The organism is Pseudomonas sp. ML2-2023-6 (genome assembly GCF_037055265.1).
GTDB lineage: Bacteria > Pseudomonadota > Gammaproteobacteria > Pseudomonadales > Pseudomonadaceae > Aquipseudomonas > Aquipseudomonas kulmbachensis.
Genome location: NZ_CP146347.1, coordinates 217,327 through 241,835, shown reverse-complemented (window position 1 = coordinate 241,835; position 24,509 = coordinate 217,327). Strand labels below are relative to the sequence as shown.

The following is a 24,509-nucleotide window of genomic DNA, read 5'->3' as shown; positions in this document are numbered from 1 at the left end:
CCTGCCTGCATTCAAAAGAGGCCCAACCTGTGGCATTGACGATTCTTGGCCTGTCCGGCGCCCTTAGCCATGATCCCTCAGCAGCCCTCTATATCGACGGCAAGCTGGTAGCGGCGGCTGAAGAAGAGCGCTTCGTACGCGATAAGCATGCAAAGAACCGCATGCCCTACGAGTCCGCGAAATTCTGCCTTGAGCAAGCGGGTATCAAACCTTCCGACGTTGACGTTGTGGCGATCCCTTTCGCCCCGATCAGCTTGTTCGGCAAGGCCCGCTGGCACTACGCCAAGCGCTACTGGTACGCCCCGGATCGCGCCCTTGACGCGATCCTGATGGGCAACCGTCGCTACAAGCGCTATCGCAACAAGATTGTGTTCTGCCTTGAGCAACTGGGCTTTGATCCGAAGAAAATCAAGATCGAACCGGTTGAGCACCACTTGGCTCACGCTTCCAGCGCTTACCACTGTTCGGGTTTCAAAGAGAAAACCGCGATCCTGGGTATCGACGGCAAGGGTGAGTACGCCACGACCTTCTTCGGTTATGGTGAAAACGGCAAGATCACCAAGATCAAGGAATTCTTCGACCCGGATTCCCTGGGCGGTCTGTACGGCGCGATCACCGAGTTCCTCGGTTTCGAGATGCTGGACGGCGAGTTCAAGGTGATGGGCATGGCACCATACGGCGACGCGAGCAAATACGATTTTTCGCGTTTGGCTTCGTTTGAAAACGGCGAACTGGTGATCAACACCGAGTACGCCAATGTCATCGGCCTGCGTCGTTACAAAGAAAAGGGCAAGGGGTTCTACTTCTCGCCAAAACTGATCGAGTGGCTGGGGCCAAAGCGCGAAGGCGATATCGCCGACGAGCCGTACATCCACTACGCGGCCAGCATGCAGGCGCTGTTTGAAAAACTGTCGCTGCAGATGATCGATCACTACCTGGGCGACATTCTTAAAGAGACCGGCAAGATGGCCTTTGCGGGCGGCTGCGCGTTGAACGTGAAGCTGAACCAAAAGATCATCGCCCGTCCTGAAGTCAAAGAGCTGTTTGTACAGCCTGCATCCGGCGATGCCGGTACTGCAGTGGGTGCGGCGGCTTATGTGTCTCACGCTCGCGGCGTGCCGGTCGAGAAGATGGAACACGTCTACCTCGGCCCTGCGTACAGCAACGAAGATGTGATCGCGGCCTGTGCCCGTCACCCGGGCAAGCCTGCGTATCGCAAGATCGAGGGCACCCCGGAGAAGATCGCCAAGATCATGGTCGACGGCAATCCGGTGGCCTGGTTCCAGGGCCGTATGGAGTTCGGTCCGCGTGCACTGGGCGGTCGTTCGATCATTGGTTGCCCGAGCAGCGAAGGCGTGGCAGACCGCATCAACGAACAAATCAAGTTCCGTGAGCGCTGGAGGCCTTTCTGCCCGTCGATGCTCGACACCGTTGGCCCGCAGATGATCAAGGTCGATCATCCGGCACCGTTCATGACCTTCACCTTTGAAGTGTCGGACGAGTGGAAATCCCGCGTGCCAGAGGTTGTCCATGAAGATGGCACCTCCCGCGCCCAGGTGCTCAAGCGCGAATACAACCCGCGCTACTACGACATGATGAAGGCGCTGGAAGTGCTGACCGGCAACGGCGTGTCGCTGAACACCTCGCTCAACCGCCGTGGCGAACCGATGGTTTGCTCGCCGACCGACGCGCTGAACATGTTCTTCGGTTCCGATCTGCAGTACCTGATCATGGAAGATATTTTGGTAGTTAAAGACGGCGCCGAGACTTATGAATCGCTCGACTGAGCGTCATGTGCTGCAGTTCTGCCACGGCTATGACGGGCCGTTTCTGGACTGCGCGCGCCAGTACGCCAGCCTGTTTGCCGGCACCGGGTACAAGGTCACCACGGTCTTTTTGACCGGGGCGGCCGACCCGCAAGTGGCCGCAGGCTGTGCGTCTGATGAAGTGCTGTTTATGGAGTTCAGCTCCAAGGCCATTCGCGGCCTCAAGCTGGGCGCCATCCGCGAGCTGCGCAAGATCGCCGCTTCGCGCAATTTCAGTTTTTGCATCGCCCACCGCTTCAAGCCGATTTATGTCGCCTTGTTGGCCACCGGCTTGCCGGTGATCGGCGTGCATCACGCGTTTGGCGACTATCAGCGTCGCAGTCGCAAGCTGTTTGCCCACCTGTTTCGCAAGCGCCTGAGCCTGCTCGGTGTCTCGGACGCGGTGCGTGACGACATGCGCAAGTGCCTGCCCAAGTGGCCAACGGGTCGCATCAGCACGCTCTACAACCGCATCGATATCAATACCGTGCAAGCCGAGCAATTGTCTGGCACTCCGGCGCGTGAAGCGCTGGGGCTGTCGGTCGATGGCTTTATTGTGGGTAATGTCGGGCGTCTGCATCCGGACAAGGACCAGGCCACGTTGATCCGTGGTTTCGCCAAGGCGCTGCCCAATCTGCCGACTGACAGTCAGTTGGTGATTATGGGCAAGGGCCGTTTGGAGCAAGACCTCAAAGAGCTGGCCAGAGAACTCGGGGTCAGCCCACAGGTGCTGTTTCTGGGCCAGGTGCCCGATGCGCGGCGTTATTTCCGGGCCTTTGATGTGTTTGCGTTGAGTTCCGATCACGAACCGTTCGGCATGGTACTGCTGGAAGCCATGGCGGCTGGCGTGCCGTTGCTGGCCACGGCCTGTGGCGGCGCCAAGGAAGTGGTCGAGGGCGTGGGGGTATTGTTCCCGCTGGGCGATGCCGAGCATCTGGCCCAAGGCCTGCAACACTTGGCGCAACTCGATGACGAGCAGCGCCTGGCCTGCGCCGAACTGATGCTTGAACGCTTGCACGAGCGCTTCAGCGATCAGGCGGTACGCAATACATTCTGGCACTTGGCGCAAGTCACCGACCTGACTGCGGAGTCCTGATGCTCAATCGATTTCAAGGCTGGCGCGAGCGCGGCTGGAGCGTTGTGGATGCTGGCACCTATGCCGATGCCTGGCAGCGTTTTGGTGGCAGTGTTGCCACCCATCCGCTGGTGGTCGAGCGTTTGGCTCAGTTGGCTGGCATCCCGGTGCGCTATCTGGCCTGGGAGCAGGGCGGCGAGCTGAAAGCGGCAATCCCGACCTGGGGTCGCGACCTGGCCCTGTCCAAGGACGTGCTCAAGCGTCACGGCAAAAAAGGCCTGTTCGATCTGGGCAATGCTGAGCTGATCCTGCCTGCAGCGGCTGATGCGGCAGCGCCTTTGCGTCACCGTGGGCGTTATCTGTCGCAGCTCTGCGAAGGCCGGTTCAGTACCCTCAAGCCACAGGCCGAGCAGTTGGCCATGGCTCGCACGCCCGAAGAGCTATCGAAGAAATTCCGCTATAACCAGCGCCGCGAACTGCGTTTGCTGGAAGAGGCGGGCGGCGTTGTGCGCCCGGTTTCGGAGTTTTCCAGCGTTGAACTGGCGAGTATCTATTGCGATTTGTTTCTGCGGCGCTGGGGTTTTGTCGCCACGGGAGCCGAGCGTATGGCTGAGGTCATTGAGCTGTTGCGCGAGCTATTGATTGGCTCGGTGGTTTTCCTCAATGATGCGCCGATAGCCATTCAGCTGGTGTACCGCGCTGAGTCGCCAGAGTGGATCAGTGTCGAATACGTCAATGGTGGCGTCGATCCCCAAACCCGCGAATTCAGCCCTGGTAGCGTGTTGAGCTTTATCAATACCCAGGCTGCCTGGGAGCAGGCCCGTAGCGTCAACAAGCCTTTGCGCTTCTCGTTCGGCCGTGCCGATCGCGAGTACAAGGAGCGTTGGTGTAATCCGGTGCCGGTATTCAGGGTCTGAAACACAAATCTTGTGGGAGCGGGCTTGCTCGCGATGGTATCACTGCGATCTTTCATGCATAGCGCAGCGCCTGCATCGCGAGCAGGCTCGCTTCCACAGGAGCTTAATCACAAGAGCCGAACTATGAGCCAACCCGCCTCGCGCAAACAACAGCTCCTCAAGCGTCATCGGCGCAACAAGCGCATCAGCCTGCTGATCGGCCTGCTGGTGCTGATTGCCAGCGGTGTGCTGCTGGCCTGGTGGCTGCCGCCGGTACTGGCGGTGCTGGGCTGGGTGGCCCATGAAGCCTGGTTTGCCGACCATCTGTTCTATTCGCCCAAAGACGATTACCAGTACAACTTTGCGGCAGACAGCCAACGCCCGCCCGTACGTCTTGTGGGCGAAAAACTGATTGTGGATCAGCCGCTGAGCCTGGCTGGCGACGAAACCCTGATCCTGGCGATCAAGGTTAAAAGTGGCTGGTTGGGGCGTTTTCTCGATCCGTACGTGCAGCTGTCGGACGGTGAGTCGGCTGACCGGCAGACCTTCGAGCGTGGGCTCAATGGCCTGCGCTACCTGAACTTGAGCGGTTTTGGGGCAGCCCTGATCGACGGCAAACTGCATATTCGCGGGCGTTTTTGCCGCGTTATGGGCTCGCCGCAGTTGTGGGTGTTCAGCCAGCCCGACTACCGCAATCAGCGTGTGATGGTGATTGCGCCCCACGCCGACGATGCTGAACTGGCCGCTTTTGGGCTGTACAGCCAAGCCAGGGAAGCCTGGATTGTGACCCTGACCGCAGGCGAAATCGAAGCCGAGCATTATCAGCAGATGGGCCTCGAGCGCGCCCAGGCGGCTCGTCTCAAGGGTCGTTTGCGTGCTTGGGACAGCATGGCCGTGCCGCGCTGGGCCGGTGTGCCGCAAGACCATTGCGCGCAGCTGGGGTACTTCTGCCTGCAGTTGCCTGCCATGCAGGCCGCGCCCGACCAGCCGATGGCTTCGCGAGAGGCTGACTTGAACGACATTCGCCTGTTTCGCCAGTTCAACCCGTTCCCGCTGCCCGGTGATCTGGACGGCGCACCGACCTGGCTTAACTTGCTGGCTGATCTGCGGGCGTTGATTCTGCGCGCCCGCCCTGAAGTGATCGTGCTCCCGCACCCGTCAATCGACCCGCACCCGGATCATATCTGTGCGCACGCGGCAGTGATCGAAGCCCTCGAAGGCCTGGAGTGGCAACCGACCACCGTACTCGGTTACGCCAACCATCTGCATGACAACGACCGTTGGCCAATGGGCAATAGCGGCGATGGCATTGCGTTGCCGCCGGTATTCGATGCCTCGCTCAGCCTGCGCCCTTGCAGCCTGGCGCTCAACCTTGAGCAGCAGCGCGACAAAGCGATGGCGTTGGGCATGATGCATGACTTGCAGCCCCGAGCTGTGCTCAAGCGTCGAGTGCGCCGTTCGATACAACAGCTCTTGGCAGGCAGAAAACCATCGCCTTATGGCGAAAATGAATTTTTTCGCAAAGCGGTTCGGCGTCATGAACTGTTTTGGGTATTGAAAGAACATGCTGCAAACGGACTTCATCGGGGAGAGTTATGAAGCGTTCCAAGGTTTTGCAATTACAGCCCGATTACAACGTCAAATCCCATGACTTTGCCGACCTTGCCGAGCAGATCGTGCGGGCGCTGCCCAGTGAACGTTACGAAGTGACGGCGGCATTCTTGCGTGGTCGTCCAGGCCCCGGCGAACCGGTGAGCAAGGCCGATCATTCGGTGTATTTCGAGTTTAGCGACAAGTCGCTCAAGGGCATGCGTCTGCGCGCCATGTGGGCGTTGTACAAGTTCTGCCGCAAAGAGCAGTTTGATGTGGTGATTTGCAACCGCTTCAAACCGGTAAACATGATGTTGCAGCTTAATCGTTGGCTGAAAATCCCGCTGTGCGTGGGTATCTCCCATGGATTTGGCGAATACGACCGCTTTTATCGGCGCAGTCAGGCTAAACGCCTGATCGACAAGGCCTGGCGCTTTGTCGGGGTGTCACCTGCGGTCAAACAGTACCTGCTGGACTGCAAGTGCGGTTTCACTGAGCAAAATACTTTCGCTATCACCAATGCCATCGATATCGAGCAAGCCGAAGCCTTGCAGCTGCCACGCCAGCAGGCGCGTGAAAAGCTTGGTCTGGATCAGGATGCACGGATGATTGGCGCACTGGGTCGACTGGTGCCGATCAAGGGTCATCGCTTTTTGCTGCAAGCCTTCGCTGCGCTGAAAGACAAATACCCCAAGGCACAACTGGCAATTATTGGTGCTGGGCGTGAAGAGACGCGCTTGCGCGAGCAGATCGGGCAGTTGGGTCTCAATGGCCGGGCGCATCTGCTGGGCTTTCAGGAGAACGCCCTGCAGTACGTTCGTGCTTTCGACATCTGGACCATGCCTTCGCTGGCTGAAGGTCTGGGGTTGGCACTGCTCGAAGGCATGAGTGGGCACTTGCCGGTGATTGCCAGCGATGTGCCAGCCATGCTGCCACTGATCGAGGGGGCCGGTGGTCTGGCCGTCAAGCCCAGCGATGTGGCAACGCTGACGGCCGCGCTGGATGAGTACCTGGCCTTGTCGGATGAAGCATTGCAGGCCAAGGGCGAGCAGGCATATCGCTACTTGCAGGAACACCACGATATTGAGGTGTTCCGTCAGGAGTATCTGGATTTGATCGACTCGGGATTGAGTCAGGCACGCAAGGAGCATTCATGACCGACTCGCAACCTTTGGTGACGGTAATTATCGCCTCCTACAACCATGGCCCGTATATCGAGCAGAGCATTCAGAGTGTTCTGGATCAGACCTATCCCAATATCGAGTTGTTGGTGATTGATGACGGCTCGCCTGATGACAGCGTGGAGCGTATTCAACGTTTGCAGGCCGCGCATGGTTTTGATTTTCGGGTGCAGCAGAATCAGGGGCTGACCAATACGCTTAACGGCGCTATCGCCCGGGCCAAGGGCAGTCTGATCGTACCGTTCGGCTCCGATGACATCATGATGCCGGACCGCATAGCGGTTCAGGTTGCCTACATGGATGGCAAACCTGAAGTGGGCATTTGCGCGGGCAATATCGAGTTGATCGATGCTGATGGCAATCTGTTTCCGGAAAAGCGTCAGCGCCGTGATGTGCCGTTCCGGCGTCTGGATTTCGATGACATGTTCCTGGAGCGCAAGCCTTATCCGCCCGCACCTACCCTGATGATCCGCCGCGAAGCGCTGGACAAGGTGGGGGGGTTTGACCCGAGTATTCGCCTTGAAGACTTGTATATCGAGCTGAAAATTACCCATGCCGGGTACTTTATCGACGGCCTGAACGTGGTGATGGCACGCTATCGCAAGCACGCCACCAATTCGTACAAGAATCATCGCTTCATGATCGACAGCATCTTGCGCATCTATGCTCAGTTCAGCGATCACCCGCTCTATGACGAGGTGCGCTACAAGTTCCTCAACTCCATGTTCCTGAAAACCTCCAACCGCAATCGCGCTCTGGCCCGTGAGCTGTTGGCGCAGATCCCGTTCAAGCACTGGACGGGTAAAACCTGGCGTGGCCTTGGGCGGTTGTATTTTTCGCCGTTGGAAAAAGACTAAGACGAGGGGCGCGCTGTGGGCTGGATTGAACGTTTTCGGGAGAAGCGCGCCAAGCGTGCGATCCGCAAATTACCGAAAATCGAGCGGGGAGTGGCCCGTTTCAAACAGTGCTATCCCGACTACGAGATCGGCCGGGGCAGCTATGGCCTGCCCTTGGTACACGACTGGAAAGAAGGCTCAACCCTGCGCATCGGGGCGTTTTGCTCGATTGCCGAAGGGGTGAATATCTTTTTGGGCGGGCACCATCGGGCCGACTGGGTTACGACCTATCCCTTCCCGGCCATGCTCAAGGCGGCGCAGCACATTACCGATTACAACGGCACCCGTGGCGATGTGGTGGTGGGCAGTGATGTGTGGCTGTGCTCCAACAGCACCGTGCTGTCGGGCGTCACCATCGGCCACGGCGCAGTTGTGGCGGCCGGTGCGCTGGTCACGCGTGATGTCGAGCCGTATGCGGTGGTGGGTGGTAACCCGGCAAGGTTTCTGCGCTGGAGGTTCCCGCAGGAGCAGCGTGAGGCCTTGTTGCAGGCAGCCTGGTGGGAATGGCCGCAAGCCGATATCGAGCAAGCGGTCGGCCAACTGTGCAGCGACAATATTGAAGGTTTTTTGGCTTACGCCGCCAAGCGTCAGGCCTGATCGCGGTCGGGGCAGGGAGCACCTGGAGGTGCTCCCTTTAATGTGTCAGACCGCAGCTTGCGCAGTACTCAATTGCTTGATCTGCTGGCTCAGGCTGTTAACGGCGACAGGGTCCGCGAGGCTGGCGTAACCGTCGAGCAGCGCTTGCAACTGCTCATCGAACAGCCAGCGACGGTCTTCCGGGTAACGCTGCATGTGGCGCAAGTTGCGCTGGCGCAATGCGATCCTCAGCGGTGACGGGTAGAGGTGCAGGTCGGCAATGTCGATCAGGGCAAACTCGCCGTCGTCCATCAGCAACACATTGCCCAAGTGCAGGGAGCGGAAGTAAACGCCCTTGTCGTGCAACACCGCGAGGAACTTGCCGAAGCGCTCCACCAGTGCATGGCGAACGGCCGGCGAACCCATCGATTGCATTACCTGACGCAGGGTCTGGCCCGGCAGCGGCTGGTACAGAACAGCCGTGCTGCCATCGCGCAATTGATACAGGTCGAGGATCTTCGGCGCGGGGATACCCATGCCCTGCAAGCGTTCGCTGTTGATGGCAAAACGTTCTGAGTACGGGTTGAAGCTGCCGGAGGTATAGCATCGGCGCTGGCGGAACAGCTTGAGGAAGTTGCCGTTTTCCAGACGCAGGACTTTTGGCCCCAGGCCGTCTTCTTCAATGATCTGAGCATGCGCCTGAAGCGTGTTGAGCGCCGCTGCAGAGAGGCTGCGTACAGGTCGGTCGCGCAGAATCCTGAGGCGCTGGTTGATGCTTAGTGCAGCGATCAAGGCCAGAGGGATCCACAGCAGATACCAGTGTTCCTTGGGCCTCGGCAGTATGCCGCCGCCTTCGGTCAGCCCGGCGCCAATGCCGTACACCAGCAATGCCGAAGCCAGGATGAACAACGGCTGCACGCGATGGCGCCAGCTGCTGTACAAGGCCCAGACCTGCATGAACAGCCAAGGCGTGAAGCCCAGAATGCCGGTGTAATACAACACGCCCAGGGCGAAGTTGTGAGGCTCGCTCAGCAAGAAGCCCGCCCCAGGGTCCAGGCTCAGGGTCGATTCGTAACCATGCCCGATCCAGGGCATCAGCTTGATTTGCTCCAGCACCAACTGCCACAGCTCAAAGCGGAACGAGCTGCCACGGCTCATGATCATTTCGGAGAACAGTGCCATCACCAGGATGCCGCCTGCGACCAGCATGCTCATCAGTGCGAGTGAGCGTCGGTTCCAGCAGACCAGGCTCAGCCAGATCATGGCCATGACCACGGCCACTAGCGGGGTTCTGGAGCCGGTTGCCAGTAGCGCAGCGAACATGATGGTAAAGGCAGGTACTGCGATAAGCAGGGTGTACGGGCGTTTGCAGGTCATGCTCAGCGTGAGCCAATAAATGCAAAAGAAGCCAAACGCGTGGGAGCTGAGCAGTGGGTTGTCGAATGCACCAGCGCCGATCATCCGGTCTTCCGGGGCGTAATGGCTGATGAACATGTACAGGTTATAAAGGGTAGCGATCAGGGCAATGATTGCAGCAGCAAAGAACACCGGCTGCAGGCTTTCACTGCGATATTTGGTCAGCAGCGTGCAGCCCCAAAACAGCATCAGCAAGTGCAGGGCCGGTTTGAGCGAGCCCATGACGTCTTCTTCGCCGTTGGTCCAGATCAAGGTGACCATCGCCCACGCGGCAAACAACATAAAGCCCAGGATGAGCGGTTCACGCAACATGTCCTTCAGCTCTTTAGGCCGCAAGATGATCGCGATCAGGGTCGGAATGCTGAACAGGGCGTAATACAGCTTGTGATGAATACTTCGCCCAGGCAGGAAATAAAGGTCGGATAAGAGTAATAAAAGGCCAACGGGGAGCAGCCATAGGCAAATGAAATCAAACACCCGCTGCTTTGAATAATTTAAGTAACTGAATTGCATGCTGAAAGGTTCATTCCAGGTTTTGGACGGCCATACTAGCGTACTGGCCCTGTGGTGTCGTTTTTACTGCCCCACGAAGGCGGGCTTCAAGCGTTAGGCAGTACACCAGAGAAGCTGTGATAAAGTCAGCTTCCTTTTTGACTAACCGCCGCGTGATATGACCGAATCCAGCCCCAGCACAAGCGAATCGAGCTTGAAGATATATCTGCGCCTGCTCAGCTATGTCCGGCCTTATGTCGGCCTTTTCCTGCTGAGTATCGTCGGGTTTCTTATTTTCGCTTCGACCCAGCCAATGCTTGGTTACATCCTCAAGTATTTTGTCGATGGCCTCTCCAACCCGGACGCAGTGCTGTTTCCCACTGTCCCATATTTGCGTGACCTGCGCCTGTTACAGGTCGTGCCGATACTGATTGTATTGATCGCCGCCTGGCAGGGCCTGGGTTCTTTCCTGGGCAACTACTTCCTGGCCAAGGTCTCCCTGGGTCTGGTGCATGACTTGCGGGTGCAGTTGTTCAACAACCTGCTGGTACTGCCCAACCGCTATTTTGACAAGCACAACTCGGGCCATCTGATCTCCCGTATCACCTTTAACGTGACCATGGTCACCGGCGCTGCCACCGATGCGATCAAGGTCGTTATTCGTGAAGGCATGACGGTGGTGTTCCTGTTTGGTTCGTTGCTGTGGATGAACTGGCGCCTGACGCTGGTAATGGTCGCGATCCTACCGCTGATCGCGGTTATGGTGAGTACTGCCAGTAAAAAATTCCGCAAGCAAAGCAAGAAAATCCAGGTGGCGATGGGCGACGTGACGCACGTGGCCTCGGAAACCATCCAGGGCTATCGCGTTGTTCGCAGCTTTGGCGGTGAGGCTTACGAGCGTAAACGCTTCCTGCAGGCCAGCCAGAGCAACACCGACAAGCAACTGCGCATGACCCGCACTGGTGCGATTTATACGCCGATGTTGCAGTTGGTCATCTACGTCGCGATGGGCGTGCTGATGTTCCTGGTGCTCTACCTGCGCGGCGATGCTTCGCCGGGCGACATGATTGCCTACATCACCCTGGCCGGTTTGCTGCCCAAGCCGATTCGTCAGTTGTCCGAAGTCAGCTCGACAATCCAGAAGGGTGTGGCGGGCGCTGAAAGCATCTTCGAGCAACTGGACGAGAAGCCGGAAGTCGACACCGGGACTATTGAGCGTGACCAGGTCAGTGGTCGTCTCGAAGTGCGTAACCTCAACTTCACCTACCCGGACACCGAGCGCCAGGTGCTCAAGGACGTGACGTTCACGGCTGAGCCAGGGCAAATGGTGGCACTGGTGGGGCGTTCCGGTAGCGGCAAGTCGACACTGGCGAACCTGATTCCGCGCTTCTATCACCACACTTCGGGCGAAATCCTGCTGGATGGTGTGGATATCGAGGACTACCGCCTGCTCAACCTGCGTCGTCATATCGCCCAGGTGACGCAGCATGTGACCCTGTTCAGCGACACCGTGGCCAACAACATTGCCTACGGCGACCTGGCGGGCGCCCCGCGTGCCGACATCGAGAAAGCCGCGCGTGATGCCTACGCGATGGACTTTATCGAGCAATTGCCACAAGGCCTGGACACTCAGGTCGGCGAGAACGGCGTACTGCTTTCCGGCGGTCAGCGCCAGCGTCTGGCCATTGCCCGTGCATTGCTCAAGAACGCACCGTTGCTGATTCTCGATGAAGCGACCTCGGCGCTGGATACCGAGTCTGAGCGTCACATCCAGGCGGCACTCGACCACGTCATGAAAGGTCGCACCACACTGGTGATCGCGCACCGTCTGACCACCATCGAGAAAGCCGATCTGATCCTGGTGATGGATCAGGGCCAGATTGTCGAGCGCGGCACCCATGCCGAGCTGATGGCGCACAACGGTTACTACGCGCGCCTGCACTCGATGGGCCTTGATGCCCCGCAAACCTCTGGCGATATCGCCTAGCAGGTGCCGTCGCCGCAATCCATTTGCAGTCGCTGGCGCAGGCTGCGATGGATTGCGCAGCGATCCTGACCTGGAGCCTGCGGCCCGTCGCAGTCTTTGGCAGCGGCTACAGATAACTTTCGCTTTGCCTGATTCTCATTCGCTGCGATTAATACCGTGAACTGACCAGCGTTCACCCTGTGTTAATATCGCGCCCCTGTTCATTTTGTATGTGGGTTCTCCATGAAGTTGTCCATGCCGCGATTCGATCAAGCCCCTGTCTTGGTGGTAGGCGATGTCATGCTCGACCGTTATTGGCATGGCGGGACCTCACGGATTTCCCCTGAGGCGCCGGTGCCGGTGGTCAAGGTCGAGCAAATCGAAGACCGTCCAGGCGGCGCTGCCAACGTTGCGCTTAACATTGCTGCTCTCGGTGCGCCTGCTTCGTTGGTAGGTGTGACCGGTGACGACGAAGCTGCCGACAGCCTGGCCAACAGCCTCAAGGGCGCGGGCGTTCATGCACTGTTCCAGCGCATTGCGCACCAGCCGACCATCGTCAAACTGCGGGTCATGAGCCGTCACCAGCAACTGCTGCGTATCGACTTCGAAGAACCGTTCGCCACCGACGCTCTGGCGTTGGGTGCTGAAGTTGAAAACCTGCTTGAAGGCGTCAAGGTGCTGGTGTTGTCCGACTACGGCAAAGGCGCCCTGAAAAACCATCAGGTGCTGATCCAGGCCGCACGTGCCAAAGGCATTCCGGTGCTGGCCGATCCCAAGGGCAAGGATTTTTCGATCTACCGTGGCGCAAGCCTGATCACGCCAAATCTCAGTGAGTTCGAAGCCATTGTCGGTGGCTGCACGGACGAGGCCGATCTGGTGGCCAAAGGTGCCAAGCTGATGTCCGACCTGGACCTTGGAGCCTTGCTGGTTACCCGTGGCGAGCATGGCATGACCCTGTTGCGTCCGGGCTTTGCGGCCATGCACTTGCCGGCCCGGGCCCGTGAAGTGTTTGACGTTACCGGGGCTGGCGATACCGTTATTTCGACCTTGGCCGCGGCCATCGCAGCCGGTGAAGAACTGCCGCACGCCGTGGCGCTGGCTAATCTGGCGGCCGGTATTGTGGTTGGCAAGCTGGGTACGGCGGCCATCAGCGCGCCGGAACTGCGCCGGGCGATTCAACGCTCGGAAGGTTCGGAGCGCGGTGTTCTGAGCCTCGACCAGCTGTTGCTGGCCATCGAGGATGCGCGGGCGCACAACGAGAAAATCGTCTTCACCAATGGTTGCTTCGACATCTTGCATGCCGGGCATGTGACCTATCTGGAGCAAGCGCGGGCCCAGGGCGATCGTCTGATCGTTGCGGTCAACGATGATGCTTCAGTGAGCCGTCTGAAAGGCCCTGGGCGCCCGATCAACAGTGTTGACCGGCGCATGGCGGTACTGGCAGGTTTGGGCGCGGTGGACTGGGTTATCAGCTTCCCCGAGGCTACCCCGGAAAACCTGCTGGCCCAGGTCAAGCCTGATGTGTTGGTCAAGGGCGGTGATTACGGGATCGACCAGGTAGTCGGCGCCGATATCGTGGCGGCTTATGGCGGCACGGTGAAAGTGCTGGGGCTGGTTGAAAACAGCTCGACCACGGCGATTGTCGAGAAAATCCGCGGTCAGTGAATGCAGCCCTTACCCTCACCCTCTCCCGGAGGGAGAGGGTGAGAGGCTTTAGCTCTTCACCACTTTCCTGAAAATCTGCCGCGCCTTGCCGGTCAGGCGCTTGAGCCTGGACTCCGGTGTCGGCGGGTTCAGGCCCTGTTGCTTGACCCAATCCTTCCAGCGAATCCGCTCGTCGTGCACCACCCAGCCGTCCTGCGGTGCAAAGCTCTCGGCCAAGCGCACGCCCCGAGTACTGGCTGGCTGTAACCGATCTTTGCTCAGGGTGTATAACTCGGCGCAGGGCTGGCCCTCGGTCAGCGGGATCAAGTACAGGTCCGGGCGCTGGCGATCAAGGCGAGCGACCAGTTGATCGCCCTCCAGCCGCTCGTCGACATGAAACAGGCTCAGGGACTTGGCCTCTTTGGGCACTTCCAGACGCAGGTCGTAAATCAGTTGCAACGATGCAGTTGGCAGGTGTACGTAGGCCCGTGGTCGCTCCAGCAGTGGCTGAGCGCCACAGCGAACGGGCCGCGCTGCACCAGACAAGGGCGTAAGACGAAAGGGCAGAGCTTCACGGTAATGCAGCGCTGCGGAGTAGGGCGCCGGTAACCATGTGTCGTTGAAGCGCCCGCTTAGCCAACCCTCCGGGGTTTCCAGCAAGCACTCTTCGGCAATCTCCTGGATGGCCGTATGCAGGGGCAGGTTGACCTCATGGGCAGGCACATAGCCCGAAATCAGTTTGAGCACCACATCACCCCGATCCTGGCGCCGCTGGCGCACCAGCACCCAGTAATCGCGGCCTTGCCAGTTCAAGGTCAGGCGGACCGATACCCCAAGGTTGGCCAGTTCCAGCGAAAAGCGCTCAGTGTCGGCAACCTTCACCGGCCGGCGCTTTTGCAGGGTTTGGGTAAAGTTCAGGGGCATGCCAACGCTTTGGTAGCTCAGGCCCTCGGGTGTTGCTTCGACATACAGCGGCAGGGTCTTGAAGTCACTGGGGTTCTTGCGGATCAGCATGCGCGGCATGTCGGCTCCTCCTTGCGTCGGGGTCGGCCGCCTTGGCGGCTTCAGGTTTTACGCAGAACCTGCGCAACAGTCGCCACGTTATGGGCCAAGTGCAGCGGATTGATGGTGCCGACAATAGCACTGGCAACCCCGTGATGGCCAAACACCAGTTCGAAGCTGGCACGCACCGGATCAACCCCTGGGCTCAAGCAGACATGCCCGCTGGCCAGGGCCTTTTTAACCAGAATGGCCTTGCCGTGGGTAGCGGCGTAATCGATGACAGGCCGCTCGGCCTGTTCATTGAGGTTGTAGGTGACCATCGCGCAGTCACCGGTTTCAAGGGCTTTGAGCCCGCCTTCAACAGTTTTGCCCGATAAGCCGAAGCCGCGAATTTTGCCTTCACGTTTCAGTTCGGCCAGCGTCTCGTAGACCTCGCACTCGTTGAGAATCGCAAGGTCATTGCCGTCTGAGTGAACCAGCACCAGATCGATAAAATCCGTTTCCAGACGTTGCAGGCTGCGCTCCACCGAGCGCCGTGTATGGGCCGCGCTGAAATCGTGGCTCGACTGGCCGTCGACGAACTCTTCGCCCACTTTGCTGACAATCACCCAGTCCTGACGCTGGCCACGCAAAAGCGGGCCAAGGCGTTCTTCACTGCGCCCGTAGGCGGGTGCGGTGTCGATCAGGTTGATGCCCAGGTCGCGGCTGAGCTTGAGCAACATCCGCGCTTCGTCGTCGTCCGGGATCTGAAAGCCGCTGGGGTATTTAACCCCTTGGTCGCGGCCCAGCTTGACAGTCCCCAGCCCCAGTGGCGAAACCAGCAGGCCGGTACTGCCCAGCGGGCGATGCAGTTCGTGCAGCGTCGGCTGGCTCATGGCAACAGTAGCTCCCAGGCAGTTTTGCCCAGAGGCGGGCGCGGCAGCGGCGGCAGGGCCGGGGCATTACTCGGTTGGATAGCGTCTTGCTCCAGCGCTTTGAGCACCCGGTCAGCGAAGTCAGGTGCGAGTGCCAGCTTGGTCGGCCAACCCACCAGCAGACGGCCTTGATCCGCGAGGAAGGCGTTGTCCGGACGCACCAGGCCCGACTGCGCGGGCTCGGCCCGGTTAACCCGAAACGTGGCCCACTGTGCCTGGCTCAGGTCGACCCACGGTAGCAAATTGCCCAGTTCTTTTTGCGCCACGGCGATTTGCTCGGCCGGTTCGCGGGCAACGCCATCAGCCTCGGCGATTTCACCGCCCAGATACCACACCCACTCGCCATCGGCGGCCGGGTGGGTGGTCACGGTAACGCGCGGTTTGGAACCACCGCCCAGGCAGTGTGCATACAGTGGCTTGAGGCTTGGGCCCTTGACCAGCACCATGTGCAGCGGGCGCAGTTGCTGGGCCGGGACGCTGATACCGGCGCAGGCCAACAGTTCGGCATTGCCTGCACCTGCGCTGAATACAATGCGCTGGGCATGAATATCGCGTCCATCGACCCGCAGGCCGATCAGTTCGTTGTTTTCAAGCAAAGGTTCGATGGATTGACCAGCCAGCAGGCCATCACCGGCCAGTTCGGCCAGACGCTCGATCAGGCTCGGGACATCGACTACCAGCTCCGCCAGGCGATAGACCTTGCCCTTGAAACGCGGATTCTGCAGGGCGGGCGGCAATTGGTCGCCCTTGACCTGATCAACCCGGCCGCGCACAGCCTTGCTGGCAAAAAAGCTGGTGAGATTGCCCGCCAGCGTGCCGGGCGACCACAGGTAATGGGCTTCGGAGAGCAGGCGCACGCCGCTCAAATCCAGCTCGCCGTTACCGGCAAGGGCTTCGCGCCAGCGGCGTGGCATATCGGCAATGGCTTCGGAAGCACCGGTCAGGGCACCGTGCAGCGCGTATTTGGCGCCGCCGTGAATGATCCCTTGGGATTTCAAACTTTGACCGCCGCCCAGGCTTTCGCGCTCGACCACCACCGTGGAAAACCCCAAGCGGCGCAGGCGGGCATTGAGCCAGAGGCCGGCAACACCAGCGCCGACAATCAGCACGTCGGTGGAAATAACAGATGGCATGGGCGACCTCAGCGTTTAAAGACAAAGCTGAGAGTATACAGCCAGATCTTGAAGCTGGGTCTGAGTGCACAAAACCGTGTTGATACTCTGTTCCAGGTCAAGCCCCGCAGTGGGAGCGAGCCTGCTCGCGAATGATCTTCGCGAGCAGGCTCGCTCCCACGCTTGAAGTATCTCTGCCGCAGGCAAAGGGACGAGTCGGGCTCAGTGTCCCGCCGTTTTCGAGAACAGCTGGATCACCACCACGCCCAGCACGATCAGGCCCATGCCGAGCATTGCCGGGATGTCGAGCTTTTGCCCGTAGATAAACAATGCCGCGATGCTCACCATCACAATCCCCAGGCCCGCCCATACGGCGTAGGCCACGCCCACGGGAATGGTGCGCACCACCAGGGTCAGCATCCAGAACGCTGTGGCGTAACCGGCGATGACCAGAATAAGTGGCAGCGGTGTGCTGAAGCCTTTGATCGCTTTCATGGAGACGGTTGCAATCACTTCGGCGCAAATGGCGATGGCCAAATAGTAGTAGGCGTTCATGGTGGAGTCCTGAGGTTGGTGCGGGGCAATTTAACAGCAAGACATTCTAGGGTCTGTAAAAGTGTGTAGTGCGTTCTGATTGCGACACGACGGAGGTGATTCGGTGCCATCATCGTGAATACTTTTTCAAGTAAACTCCGCGCCCATGAATAGAACTCTCTACACCTTGCTGTTTCATCTTGGGCTGCCGCTGGTGGCGATTCGTTTGTGGCTGCGGGCGCGCAAGGCGCCAGCCTATGCCAAGCGCATTGGTGAGCGTTTCGCCATCAATTTGCCTTCCATGCAGCCGGGCGGGATCTGGGTACATGCCGTGTCGGTGGGCGAGAGCATTGCCGCGGCGCCGATGATTCGGGCGCTGCTCAAACGTTATCCACAGCTGCCGATTACCGTGACCTGCATGACGCCGACCGGCTCCGAGCGGATCAAGGCCCTGTTTGCCAATGAGCCGCGTGTTCAGCATTGCTACCTGCCTTACGATTTACCGTGGGCGGCGGCGCGCTTTCTGGACCGGATCAAGCCCAAACTTGGCGCCATCATGGAGACCGAGTTGTGGCCCAACCATATCCACCAATGCGCCAAGCGTGGCATTCCGGTGGCGCTGGCCAATGCCCGACTTTCCGTACGCTCGGCCAAAGGCTATGCCCGCTTTGCCGGTCTTACCCGGCCGATGCTTGAGGAAATGAGCCTGATCGCGGTGCAGACCGAAGCTGAAGCCGAGCGCTTTCGGCTGCTGGGCGCGCGACCGGAATGCGTTGAAGTCACGGGCTCGATCAAGTTCGACCTGAGCATTGATCCGCAACTGCTGATCAATGCCCGGGAATTGCGTGAGCAATGGCATGCCCAGCAGCGTCCGGTGTGGATTGCTGCCAGTACCCACGAGGGCGAAGACGAGGTGGTGCTGGCGGCTCATCGGCAATTGCTCGGCCATTACCCTGATGCGCTGCTGATTCTGGTACCGCGTCATCCCGAGCGTTTCAATTCGGTTTTCGAGCTGTGCCAGCGCGAAGGTTTTGCCACCGTGCGCCGTTCCAGTGGCGAGGCGGTTGCCGCTCATACGCAAGTGCTGCTGGGCGACACCATGGGCGAATTGCTGTTTTTGTATGCTCTGGCAGACACCGCCTTTGTTGGCGGCAGCCTGGTGCCCAACGGCGGGCACAACCTGCTGGAACCGGCAGCGTTGGCCAAGCCGGTGCTGAGCGGGCCGCATCTGTTCAACTTCCTCGAAATCGCCGCCAAGTTGCGTGAAGCCGGGGCACTTGAAGAGGTCGATGACGCGCAAGGCCTGGCCGTTGCGGTGCAGCGTTTGTTTGAATTGCCACAAGACGCGCAGCGCATGAGCGACGCGGGTCTGAAAGTAATGCTGGCCAATCAGGGTGCCTTGCAACGTTTACTGGACGGGTTGGGGCGCCTGTTGTCGCGCTGATCCATCCAGCGGCAGGAACCAGCGCTCGGCCAGCGCTTTACCGATCTGGCCACGATGTACGTTGACAATGGCTTGCCCGCCTTGTGCATTGGCCAGTTGCGAGTAGTAGCTCAGCTTGCGTTGTGCTTTGGTTTTCAAATGGGCGACGGTGTAGTTCTGCCTGGGAGCATCCGCCTGCTCATAATGAAAATGCGCATACCAGAGCGGATAACCCTGAGAGTCGTTGATGGCGTACTCCTGGATAAAGTCCCGGTTCTCACCCTGCAGCTGTATCCGCTCGCCCAGCCCCGCGATCTGCACCCGCTCATGAGCCAGCAGGTAGCGCAGGTTACCGTCGGTCGGCGGCAACTGCAGACTCAACTGGGTGCGCAATTCCTGGCCTTGGCTGATCAGGCGCCTGGCACCGTCGCGCATATTGTCGACCAGCACTTGGTCGCTGGGTAGGCGTGATGCCAGTGGCTGCGACTGAAGGGCAAAGTGCAGTTCGGTGGCCAGCTTGTCGAGTTTCGTGGCCTCATGAGTGTGCAACTCTTCGACTTCTATGGGGTGTCTGCAACGGACCTTGAACTGCCGACCTTGGCGCAGAAGCTCGTCAAACCGGTCGAACAATTTTCGCGCATCGCCCTTGATCACATTCAATGCGCGTGTCGCTGGCGGTATTTCAGGTTGCACGGTGCGGATTTCAACCCACTCGTCGCCGTGCTGCGAGTAAGTCGAGAGCAATTGGTTGTCGTAGCCGGAGCGTATTTCAATCACCTCAATCGGCCACTCGTTCCCGGCGGGTTCGCAGTTCGAGCCGGTCAATGGTGCGCTCGTTGAGTGCAACCAGAGCCTTGATAAACAGTCTGAAGCCTTGAGGATCCAGGTCAGCCGCTTGTTCCATCTCGGGCCCCGGTCTGGTGAACTGCGGCCATTGCTTGATGATGGTTTCTTTCTCGTATTTCGAACTGGCCAAGGCGCTGACCCGGTTGTCGAACAGGCTTTCCAGCAGGGAAATCACAATCCTTTCGTGAAAGGGTATCTGCAGTTCAATACGCTCCTGGTTGCTATCAAGCATGTGCTGGTAATAGTTGAGTGACGCTTGCAACGCGTCGTCGAATTTTTCGCGAAACCTGGCGAGTTGTTCATTGGTAAAACGCGTATCGCCCTGGGCGCGTTGCAGGGCCGCATGTGTTATCTCGACGGCTTTTTGCAGCGGGTCTTCCTGTCTGAAGGAAGCTTGCAACTCGGCCTCCAGTTGTTTTATGCGCTCTGCCTTTTTTTGTTGAAGAGCGGCTATGCGGCTGGGGGCCATGCCTCCTTGCAGTCGCAGGCGCAAGTCCAGCGACCAGTTGCCGTTGCCATCCGATTTCAACGCAGGGCCTTGTTGGCGGGTATCCGTGGGGGCCACGATCACGGCCGAGCCTCCCTGATCGATATAAACCGGGTACAGCTCATGATCGAGCAGGACGTGCCAAGACTGTTGAATGCGGTATAGACCTTTGTGCGCTCCGTTCAATGCTGCGGGGGGCAGTGAACCGCGAAGCGCCACCTTGAACCGATCCAGTCGCTCACGCTGGCTGGGGGTCAGACGATTACGGGCACTGCTGAAACTGAAGTCGAGCACCGTGCTTTGCGCATTGGGAAATTCGCCCGCCAGGGTCACGGCTCCCTCGACGATTTTGGGCGGTGGCGGCTCGGGCCACTGCTCGGCGATACGAGCAGGTGCGAAGGGGCGCAAGGCTTTGGCCTTCAGCGCCTTGGCCCGGTGTGTGTCACGGGTTACTGCGCCTGCGGCCAAGTGGAACAGCAGCATGCCGACGTTGAGCAACACATCGGCCGCCGCCAGTTCGCGTGCGCTCGGGTCATCACTGGCGAGTTCGGGGATATCCTGGCTGGCCGAACTCGCCAGGCTCAGCAGCCAACCTGTCAGCATCAGTGGTCGTGGCAACGCAGGTAACAACAAAAGGCTGTTGAAAATCAGCCCTGCGCCCTCAAGTAACACGCCCCAGCGGCTTTCACTGTTGGACACTGAATCGGCATTCGCCTGGTCCACCAGGGCCCGGGCGGTATTGCCATATAAAAGCTGCATCAACTGACCGTTATGCAGGTATTGCAGCAGTTCGTTATTGCTGGCGCTGGTCGCAAGCCGGGCGGGCTGCGGGACTTCGATGGGTGCGAATTCACTGCCCAGGCCAAACCGCACGTAATGGGGCTCCTTGAACCCGCCGTTGTCGTAGATCGGCCGGGCGAGGTCACTCAACCAGATCAGGACGCTGTCTTGCACCTCGCCAGGTTGCGCGATAGCGTCCAACAGCGCGGCGCGAGTAGGGTATTGGATCAATGATTGCGCGTAGAGCGGCCGATACAGCAGGTGCGGGCCGACATCCATGTTGTCGGGTTCAATGATGTACATATTGCTCACGACATCTGCCACAGCCTCGGGTTTGCGCGCCAGTGCCAGGTTTCTGATGACCACCGGTTGCCCATCAACCTCTCGATCCTCGGCCAGGGTTTTGACCAGTGCACCGACATGGCGTGCGCCGAGCGGGGTCACTCCACTCTCTTGTTTGAGGCTCAGTTCCAGAGCCTGTAACGGCAGTTGCACACGCAAGTGCCGGGCGAACAGTTGCTCGCGCTTCCTGGCATCGAGGGTGTTGCCCAGTAGCAGGTCTTCGAGCCGTTGGGGGTAAACCTTGCCGATGTCGACTTGTTCGATAAGGCCATTACGCCGAGTGATGTAATCGGGCGTAAGCCATTCGGGCAGCGAAAGTCCAAGACGATGTCGCAGGGTTAATGAGCCTTTTGGGCGTGCGAACAAGTTTTTCAGGGCCAGGTCGGTCAGGCTCATCTTGACCCGTTCCACCATGCCGATGGTGCCCGCAAACCCGGCCGCGGTATGAAAGGTCAGTTCAATATCGTCGGGATTCAGGGTTTGTTTGGCGGCATGCAGGTCCAGGTGTTGCTCAAACCGTAGCTGTTCACGTTGCATCTGCTGCTGCAGGGCATCGGCGGCGTAGCTGCGAATGTCGGCGATGTCGCTGAGGAAGGTGCGTCCGTTACTGCTTTTTTTTGTGCAGGCCCAGGCCACGCTGTATTGGCGGTAAAGGGCTTGCTCTGCAAGGGATGCATTTTTCAGCCATGCGGGCAGAAGCTGCTTTAGCGCTTCAAGGGTTTGCGGACTGGCTTGCGGGGCGTTGAGAAAAAACGCCGAGGGATCGGTGATGTCCCGATAGACCGTTTGCAGCGCCTGCCAACCGATACCGGCTGGCAGTTTCAGGTTGCTCAGATCCTCCAGTTGACGGTTCAGCAGGGCGGCGGCATGGGCGTCAAACACGTTGCCGTCAATCTCGAAGGATCTGACGCGAATTTCTTGCGCCACATATCTTTTACCGATCCAGGAGGACCAGTCTTTGGCAACCTGGTCCAGATTTTTGAATAACAAGGTGCTGGCGTTCGCTTTCCAGATCAGTGCCAGGTCTGTGCCTGTCAGTACGATTCTTTGGCTCAGTACGGATTTGCTCACCCCGGCATTGATGATTGTCACCCTGAGCCAATAGGCGCGGATCGCGTTTTCACCGTATTGACGGATTCGATCTTCGCGCTCTGGGCAATTGATCACCTGGTCAATGGCCTGGCGAGCCTTGTCAGCCAGATCGGGTTGTTGCAGGGCGCCGATGCTCAGGGTGTCCCTGATTACATCGCTGAGCCACTGCCAGCGGCTGATGCCAGTGTCGGAGCGGTCTGCCCAAAAATCGCTCAGTGCATTCTGCAAGCTCAGAGGCAAGCGCCAGCTCAGTTGTTTGACCAGGGTCTCGATGACTTTCATGTCCGGTTCATCTTCACCGGATTTGAGCCATGCGGGTGGGGCATCGGACAGGTAGAAGGATTGAGCGTTGACGGGGCTTAAGTCCAGCGCAGTGCCGCTGCCCAGATAGTCCAGAACCCGTGGCATGAAAGGCTCCATAGCCCAACCGCCTTGCGCGCGGGGAGTGGCCAGCCGGGTGCGCTGCAGGTCGATTTTCAGTGAGGGATACTGGTGTGCAATGGCCTCGCCGAGCACTGTACGCACGATTGATTCGAGGTCGGGAGGGTTGGCGAATTGGGCCTTCACGGCGTTTATCGCGGGTACTACAGACGGTAAAGAGGGTTGAGCCGAAGAGGGTAGTGACATGGGAGTGCCTGTCTTGAGTTCAAGGAGGTCAACAGACCGGAGTCGTATTTACCTCTGGAGCTCTCAAAAACAGGTGGTATCGGGATATACCGGCACAAACGTGGGAGCGAGCCTGCTCGCGACGCTCTTGAGAGCTTCGCGAGCAGGCTCGCTCCCACAGTTGCGGTCACACGGCGCTTAAGTGAACAGCACTGCGCAGGTTGCGATCTTTGCAGCGAAAAGATCGCAACCTGCGCCAGTCAATTACCCGGCGAACGCATATTGGCTTCGGCCGCCTTGGCCAGATCCGGTGGCAGGAAGTCCTTGTCCGGGTTGTAGTCGGCTTTCAGGTAACGCGACAGCGCTTCCAGATCCCCAGGGTTCAGGGTGCCCGCTGCCTGCTTGAGGCGCAGGTTATCGAGGATGTAGTCGTAGCGGCTGTTGTTGTAATCACGCACCGAGTTGTACAGCTGGCGTTGGGCGTCGAGCACGTCGACGATATTGCGTGTGCCGACCTGATAGCCGATTTCCGTGGCTTCCAGCGCGCTCTGGTTGGAGATGATCGACTGTTTGCGTGCTTGTACCTGCTCAACGTCGGTGTTCACCGCACGGTGCAGGTTACGGGTGTTTTCGACCACCTGGCGACGCAGGGCTTCACGCTGCTGCTCGGTCTGGTCCAGGCGCGAGTACGACTCGCGAACCTGCGAACTGGTCAGCCCGCCGCTGTAGATCGGGATGTTCAACTGCACGCCAATGCTGCGTTGTGACACATCGCCGCCATAGCGCTGGTTGAGGGCGTTGGGGTTGCTCAGGCCAAAGGCGTCGTTGTCCCCGGTCTTGTACTGCACCACGGCATCAAGGGTTGGCGCGTGGCCGGCCTTGCGTTGCTTGAGGGTTTCTTCGGCGGCATCCACCGCGTAATTGCTGGCCAGCAGGTTGAGGTTCTGCCGGCCGGCGGTGTCGACCCATGCCTTGGCGTCATTGGGCGTCGGGGGCAAGATCGGCAAGGTATGGCGCATGCCTTCAATGGCGTTGTACTGACGGTTGGTCAGGGTAATCAGCGACTCAAAGGCGTCTTCGACCTGGCGCTGAGCGAGCATCCGATTGGCGCGTGCCGTGTCGTAGCTGGCCTGGGATTGCAACACGTCAGTCTTGTCCGACAGACCCACGTCAAAGCGCTCGCGGGACTGGTCCAGCTGGCGCTTGAACGCGGCCTCTTCGGCTTTGGTGGCTGCCAGTGTGTCCTGGGCGCGCAGTACCGAAAAATAGGCATTGGCGCTTTGCAGGATCAAGTTCTGTTCGGTGGCCGAGAGCTGCAGTGCAGCCTGTTCATTGACCGATTCGGCCGCCTTGAGCTGGAACCAGCGATCAATCCGGAAGATCGGTTGTGCCAGGGTCGCCTGATACACCACTGCGCTGCGGGTGGTCGTCAGTGACGGCTGGTCGATGGAGGTGCGCACATTGCTCGACTCGGCACCCCCCGACAGGTTGGGCAGCAAACCGGCGCGGGCCTGGGGCACGATTTCCTTGCGTGCGGAGTAATCGGCGCGGGCAGCCGCCAGATCAGCGTTGTTATCCACAGCCTCCTGGTAAACGCTGACCAGGCCGTTTTGGTTGGACAATGGGGCGGTGGTATCCAGAGCCATTGCGCTGGTCGCCCAAGACACGGCTAGAGCCAGTGATAGTTTGCGCAGCATGAGCGATCCCTAGTTCAAGAATGCGAAAAATGAAAGCCCGAGTCCGACTCGCGTTTTCAAGAAGTAGCGAGTGTAGTAGTGGTGGCACCTTGCAACAATGGCGTTGTTGCGCCTTTTATCACCCGCTTGATTGTGGT

18 protein-coding genes are annotated in these 24,509 nt (G+C 59.2%); 10 read left to right on the top strand and 8 right to left on the bottom strand.

Annotation, left to right across the window (positions count from 1 at the left end; genetic code table 11):
* Positions 1 to 29: 29 nt before the first annotated feature.
* The 7 genes from V6L79_RS01020 to V6L79_RS00990 all read left to right on the top strand — a co-directional run bounded on the left by V6L79_RS01020 (position 30) and on the right by V6L79_RS00990 (position 8,040).
* Positions 30 to 1,787 (top strand): carbamoyltransferase, encoded by a 1,758-nt coding sequence (locus V6L79_RS01020; protein WP_261740013.1) that lies wholly within the window; start codon positions 30 to 32, stop codon positions 1,785 to 1,787.
* A complete protein-coding gene (locus V6L79_RS01015) occupies positions 1,771 to 2,901 on the top strand; it encodes a glycosyltransferase (RefSeq protein ID WP_321837266.1) in 1,131 nt (376 codons plus the stop codon). Before V6L79_RS01020 ends, V6L79_RS01015 begins: the two co-directional genes overlap by 17 nt.
* Positions 2,901 to 3,797 (top strand): antimicrobial resistance protein Mig-14, encoded by an 897-nt coding sequence (locus tag V6L79_RS01010; protein WP_261740011.1) that lies wholly within the window; start codon positions 2,901 to 2,903, stop codon positions 3,795 to 3,797. The genes V6L79_RS01015 and V6L79_RS01010 overlap by 1 nt, the downstream gene beginning before the upstream one ends.
* 123 nt (positions 3,798 to 3,920) lie before the next feature.
* Entirely contained in the window at positions 3,921 to 5,375 is a 1,455-nt protein-coding gene (locus tag V6L79_RS01005) for a PIG-L family deacetylase (protein WP_338579692.1), read from the top strand.
* The gene (locus V6L79_RS01000) at positions 5,372 to 6,523 is read left to right on the top strand and encodes a glycosyltransferase (RefSeq protein WP_261740009.1); all 1,152 of its coding nucleotides are present in this window, start codon (positions 5,372 to 5,374) and stop codon (positions 6,521 to 6,523) included. Before V6L79_RS01005 ends, V6L79_RS01000 begins: the two co-directional genes overlap by 4 nt.
* Complete coding sequence (locus tag V6L79_RS00995) at positions 6,520 to 7,404, top strand: glycosyltransferase (protein WP_261740008.1); 885 nt, start codon at positions 6,520 to 6,522, stop codon at positions 7,402 to 7,404. The genes V6L79_RS01000 and V6L79_RS00995 overlap by 4 nt, the downstream gene beginning before the upstream one ends.
* Positions 7,405 to 7,419: 15 nt before the next feature.
* Positions 7,420 to 8,040 carry a CatB-related O-acetyltransferase gene (locus V6L79_RS00990; RefSeq protein ID WP_321834897.1) on the top strand — a complete coding sequence of 207 codons (621 nt, stop codon included), beginning with the start codon at positions 7,420 to 7,422 and terminating at the stop codon, positions 8,038 to 8,040.
* Between the two features lie 45 nt (positions 8,041 to 8,085).
* Here V6L79_RS00990 and V6L79_RS00985 read toward each other — a convergent pair whose 3' ends face one another.
* Positions 8,086 to 9,948 (bottom strand): O-antigen ligase family protein, encoded by a 1,863-nt coding sequence (locus V6L79_RS00985; RefSeq protein WP_338579691.1) that lies wholly within the window; start codon positions 9,946 to 9,948, stop codon positions 8,086 to 8,088.
* Positions 9,949 to 10,105: 157 nt separating this feature from the next.
* Between V6L79_RS00985 and msbA the strand changes: the two genes are divergently transcribed.
* A complete protein-coding gene (gene msbA, locus V6L79_RS00980) occupies positions 10,106 to 11,914 on the top strand; it encodes a lipid A export permease/ATP-binding protein MsbA (protein WP_338579690.1) in 1,809 nt (602 codons plus the stop codon).
* A 222-nt stretch (positions 11,915 to 12,136) separates the two neighbouring features.
* A complete protein-coding gene (gene hldE / locus V6L79_RS00975; RefSeq protein WP_261740004.1) occupies positions 12,137 to 13,558 on the top strand; it encodes a bifunctional D-glycero-beta-D-manno-heptose-7-phosphate kinase/D-glycero-beta-D-manno-heptose 1-phosphate adenylyltransferase HldE in 1,422 nt (473 codons plus the stop codon).
* 48 nt (positions 13,559 to 13,606) lie between these two features.
* On the opposite strand, the gene V6L79_RS00970 is transcribed toward hldE, so the two are convergent.
* The 4 genes from V6L79_RS00970 to V6L79_RS00955 all read right to left on the bottom strand — a co-directional run bounded on the left by V6L79_RS00970 (position 13,607) and on the right by V6L79_RS00955 (position 17,120).
* The gene (locus V6L79_RS00970) at positions 13,607 to 14,560 is read right to left on the bottom strand and encodes a metal ABC transporter ATPase (RefSeq protein ID WP_261740003.1); all 954 of its coding nucleotides are present in this window, start codon (positions 14,558 to 14,560) and stop codon (positions 13,607 to 13,609) included.
* Between the two features lie 41 nt (positions 14,561 to 14,601).
* A complete protein-coding gene (locus V6L79_RS00965; protein WP_261740002.1) occupies positions 14,602 to 15,414 on the bottom strand; it encodes an aldo/keto reductase in 813 nt (270 codons plus the stop codon).
* Positions 15,411 to 16,586: an FAD-binding oxidoreductase gene (locus tag V6L79_RS00960; protein WP_261740001.1), complete on the bottom strand. Its 1,176-nt coding sequence runs from the start codon at positions 16,584 to 16,586 to the stop codon at positions 15,411 to 15,413. Before V6L79_RS00960 ends, V6L79_RS00965 begins: the two co-directional genes overlap by 4 nt.
* 201 nt (positions 16,587 to 16,787) lie before the next feature.
* Positions 16,788 to 17,120 carry a multidrug efflux SMR transporter gene (locus tag V6L79_RS00955; protein WP_261740000.1) on the bottom strand — a complete coding sequence of 111 codons (333 nt, stop codon included), beginning with the start codon at positions 17,118 to 17,120 and terminating at the stop codon, positions 16,788 to 16,790.
* 145 nt (positions 17,121 to 17,265) lie between these two features.
* On the opposite strand from V6L79_RS00955, the gene waaA reads away from it, so the two are divergent.
* A complete protein-coding gene (gene waaA / locus V6L79_RS00950) occupies positions 17,266 to 18,543 on the top strand; it encodes a lipid IV(A) 3-deoxy-D-manno-octulosonic acid transferase (RefSeq protein WP_338579689.1) in 1,278 nt (425 codons plus the stop codon).
* On the opposite strand, the gene V6L79_RS00945 is transcribed toward waaA, so the two are convergent.
* From V6L79_RS00945 to V6L79_RS00935, 3 genes are all read right to left on the bottom strand, one after another.
* On the bottom strand, positions 18,508 to 19,299 hold the full coding sequence (locus V6L79_RS00945) for a hypothetical protein (RefSeq protein WP_338579688.1): 792 nt from the start codon (positions 19,297 to 19,299) through the stop codon (positions 18,508 to 18,510). The genes waaA and V6L79_RS00945 overlap by 36 nt on opposite strands.
* Position 19,300: 1 nt before the next feature.
* Positions 19,301 to 22,636, bottom strand: coding sequence for a dermonecrotic toxin domain-containing protein (locus V6L79_RS00940; RefSeq protein ID WP_338579687.1), 3,336 nt, complete (start codon positions 22,634 to 22,636; stop codon positions 19,301 to 19,303).
* A 299-nt stretch (positions 22,637 to 22,935) separates the two neighbouring features.
* Positions 22,936 to 24,372 (bottom strand): TolC family outer membrane protein, encoded by a 1,437-nt coding sequence (locus V6L79_RS00935; protein WP_261739997.1) that lies wholly within the window; start codon positions 24,370 to 24,372, stop codon positions 22,936 to 22,938.
* Positions 24,373 to 24,509 lie beyond the last annotated feature (137 nt).

Excerpts from the sequence above, each read along its gene's own strand:
- V6L79_RS01015 (WP_321837266.1), top strand. The coding sequence starts at position 1,771 with ATGAATCGCTCGACTGAGCGTCATGTGCTGCAGTTCTGCCACGGCTAT.
- V6L79_RS01010 (WP_261740011.1), top strand. The coding sequence starts at position 2,901 with ATGCTCAATCGATTTCAAGGCTGGCGCGAGCGCGGCTGGAGCGTTGTG.
- V6L79_RS01005 (WP_338579692.1), top strand. The coding sequence starts at position 3,921 with ATGAGCCAACCCGCCTCGCGCAAACAACAGCTCCTCAAGCGTCATCGG.
- V6L79_RS01000 (WP_261740009.1), top strand. The coding sequence starts at position 5,372 with ATGAAGCGTTCCAAGGTTTTGCAATTACAGCCCGATTACAACGTCAAA.
- V6L79_RS00995 (WP_261740008.1), top strand. The coding sequence starts at position 6,520 with ATGACCGACTCGCAACCTTTGGTGACGGTAATTATCGCCTCCTACAAC.
- V6L79_RS00985 (WP_338579691.1), bottom strand. The coding sequence starts at position 9,948 with ATGCAATTCAGTTACTTAAATTATTCAAAGCAGCGGGTGTTTGATTTC.
- msbA (WP_338579690.1), top strand. The coding sequence starts at position 10,106 with ATGACCGAATCCAGCCCCAGCACAAGCGAATCGAGCTTGAAGATATAT.
- hldE (WP_261740004.1), top strand. The coding sequence starts at position 12,137 with ATGAAGTTGTCCATGCCGCGATTCGATCAAGCCCCTGTCTTGGTGGTA.
- V6L79_RS00970 (WP_261740003.1), bottom strand. The coding sequence starts at position 14,560 with ATGCCGCGCATGCTGATCCGCAAGAACCCCAGTGACTTCAAGACCCTG.
- V6L79_RS00965 (WP_261740002.1), bottom strand. The coding sequence starts at position 15,414 with ATGAGCCAGCCGACGCTGCACGAACTGCATCGCCCGCTGGGCAGTACC.
- V6L79_RS00960 (WP_261740001.1), bottom strand. The coding sequence starts at position 16,586 with ATGCCATCTGTTATTTCCACCGACGTGCTGATTGTCGGCGCTGGTGTT.
- V6L79_RS00955 (WP_261740000.1), bottom strand. The coding sequence starts at position 17,120 with ATGAACGCCTACTACTATTTGGCCATCGCCATTTGCGCCGAAGTGATT.
- waaA (WP_338579689.1), top strand. The coding sequence starts at position 17,266 with ATGAATAGAACTCTCTACACCTTGCTGTTTCATCTTGGGCTGCCGCTG.
- V6L79_RS00935 (WP_261739997.1), bottom strand. The coding sequence starts at position 24,372 with ATGCTGCGCAAACTATCACTGGCTCTAGCCGTGTCTTGGGCGACCAGC.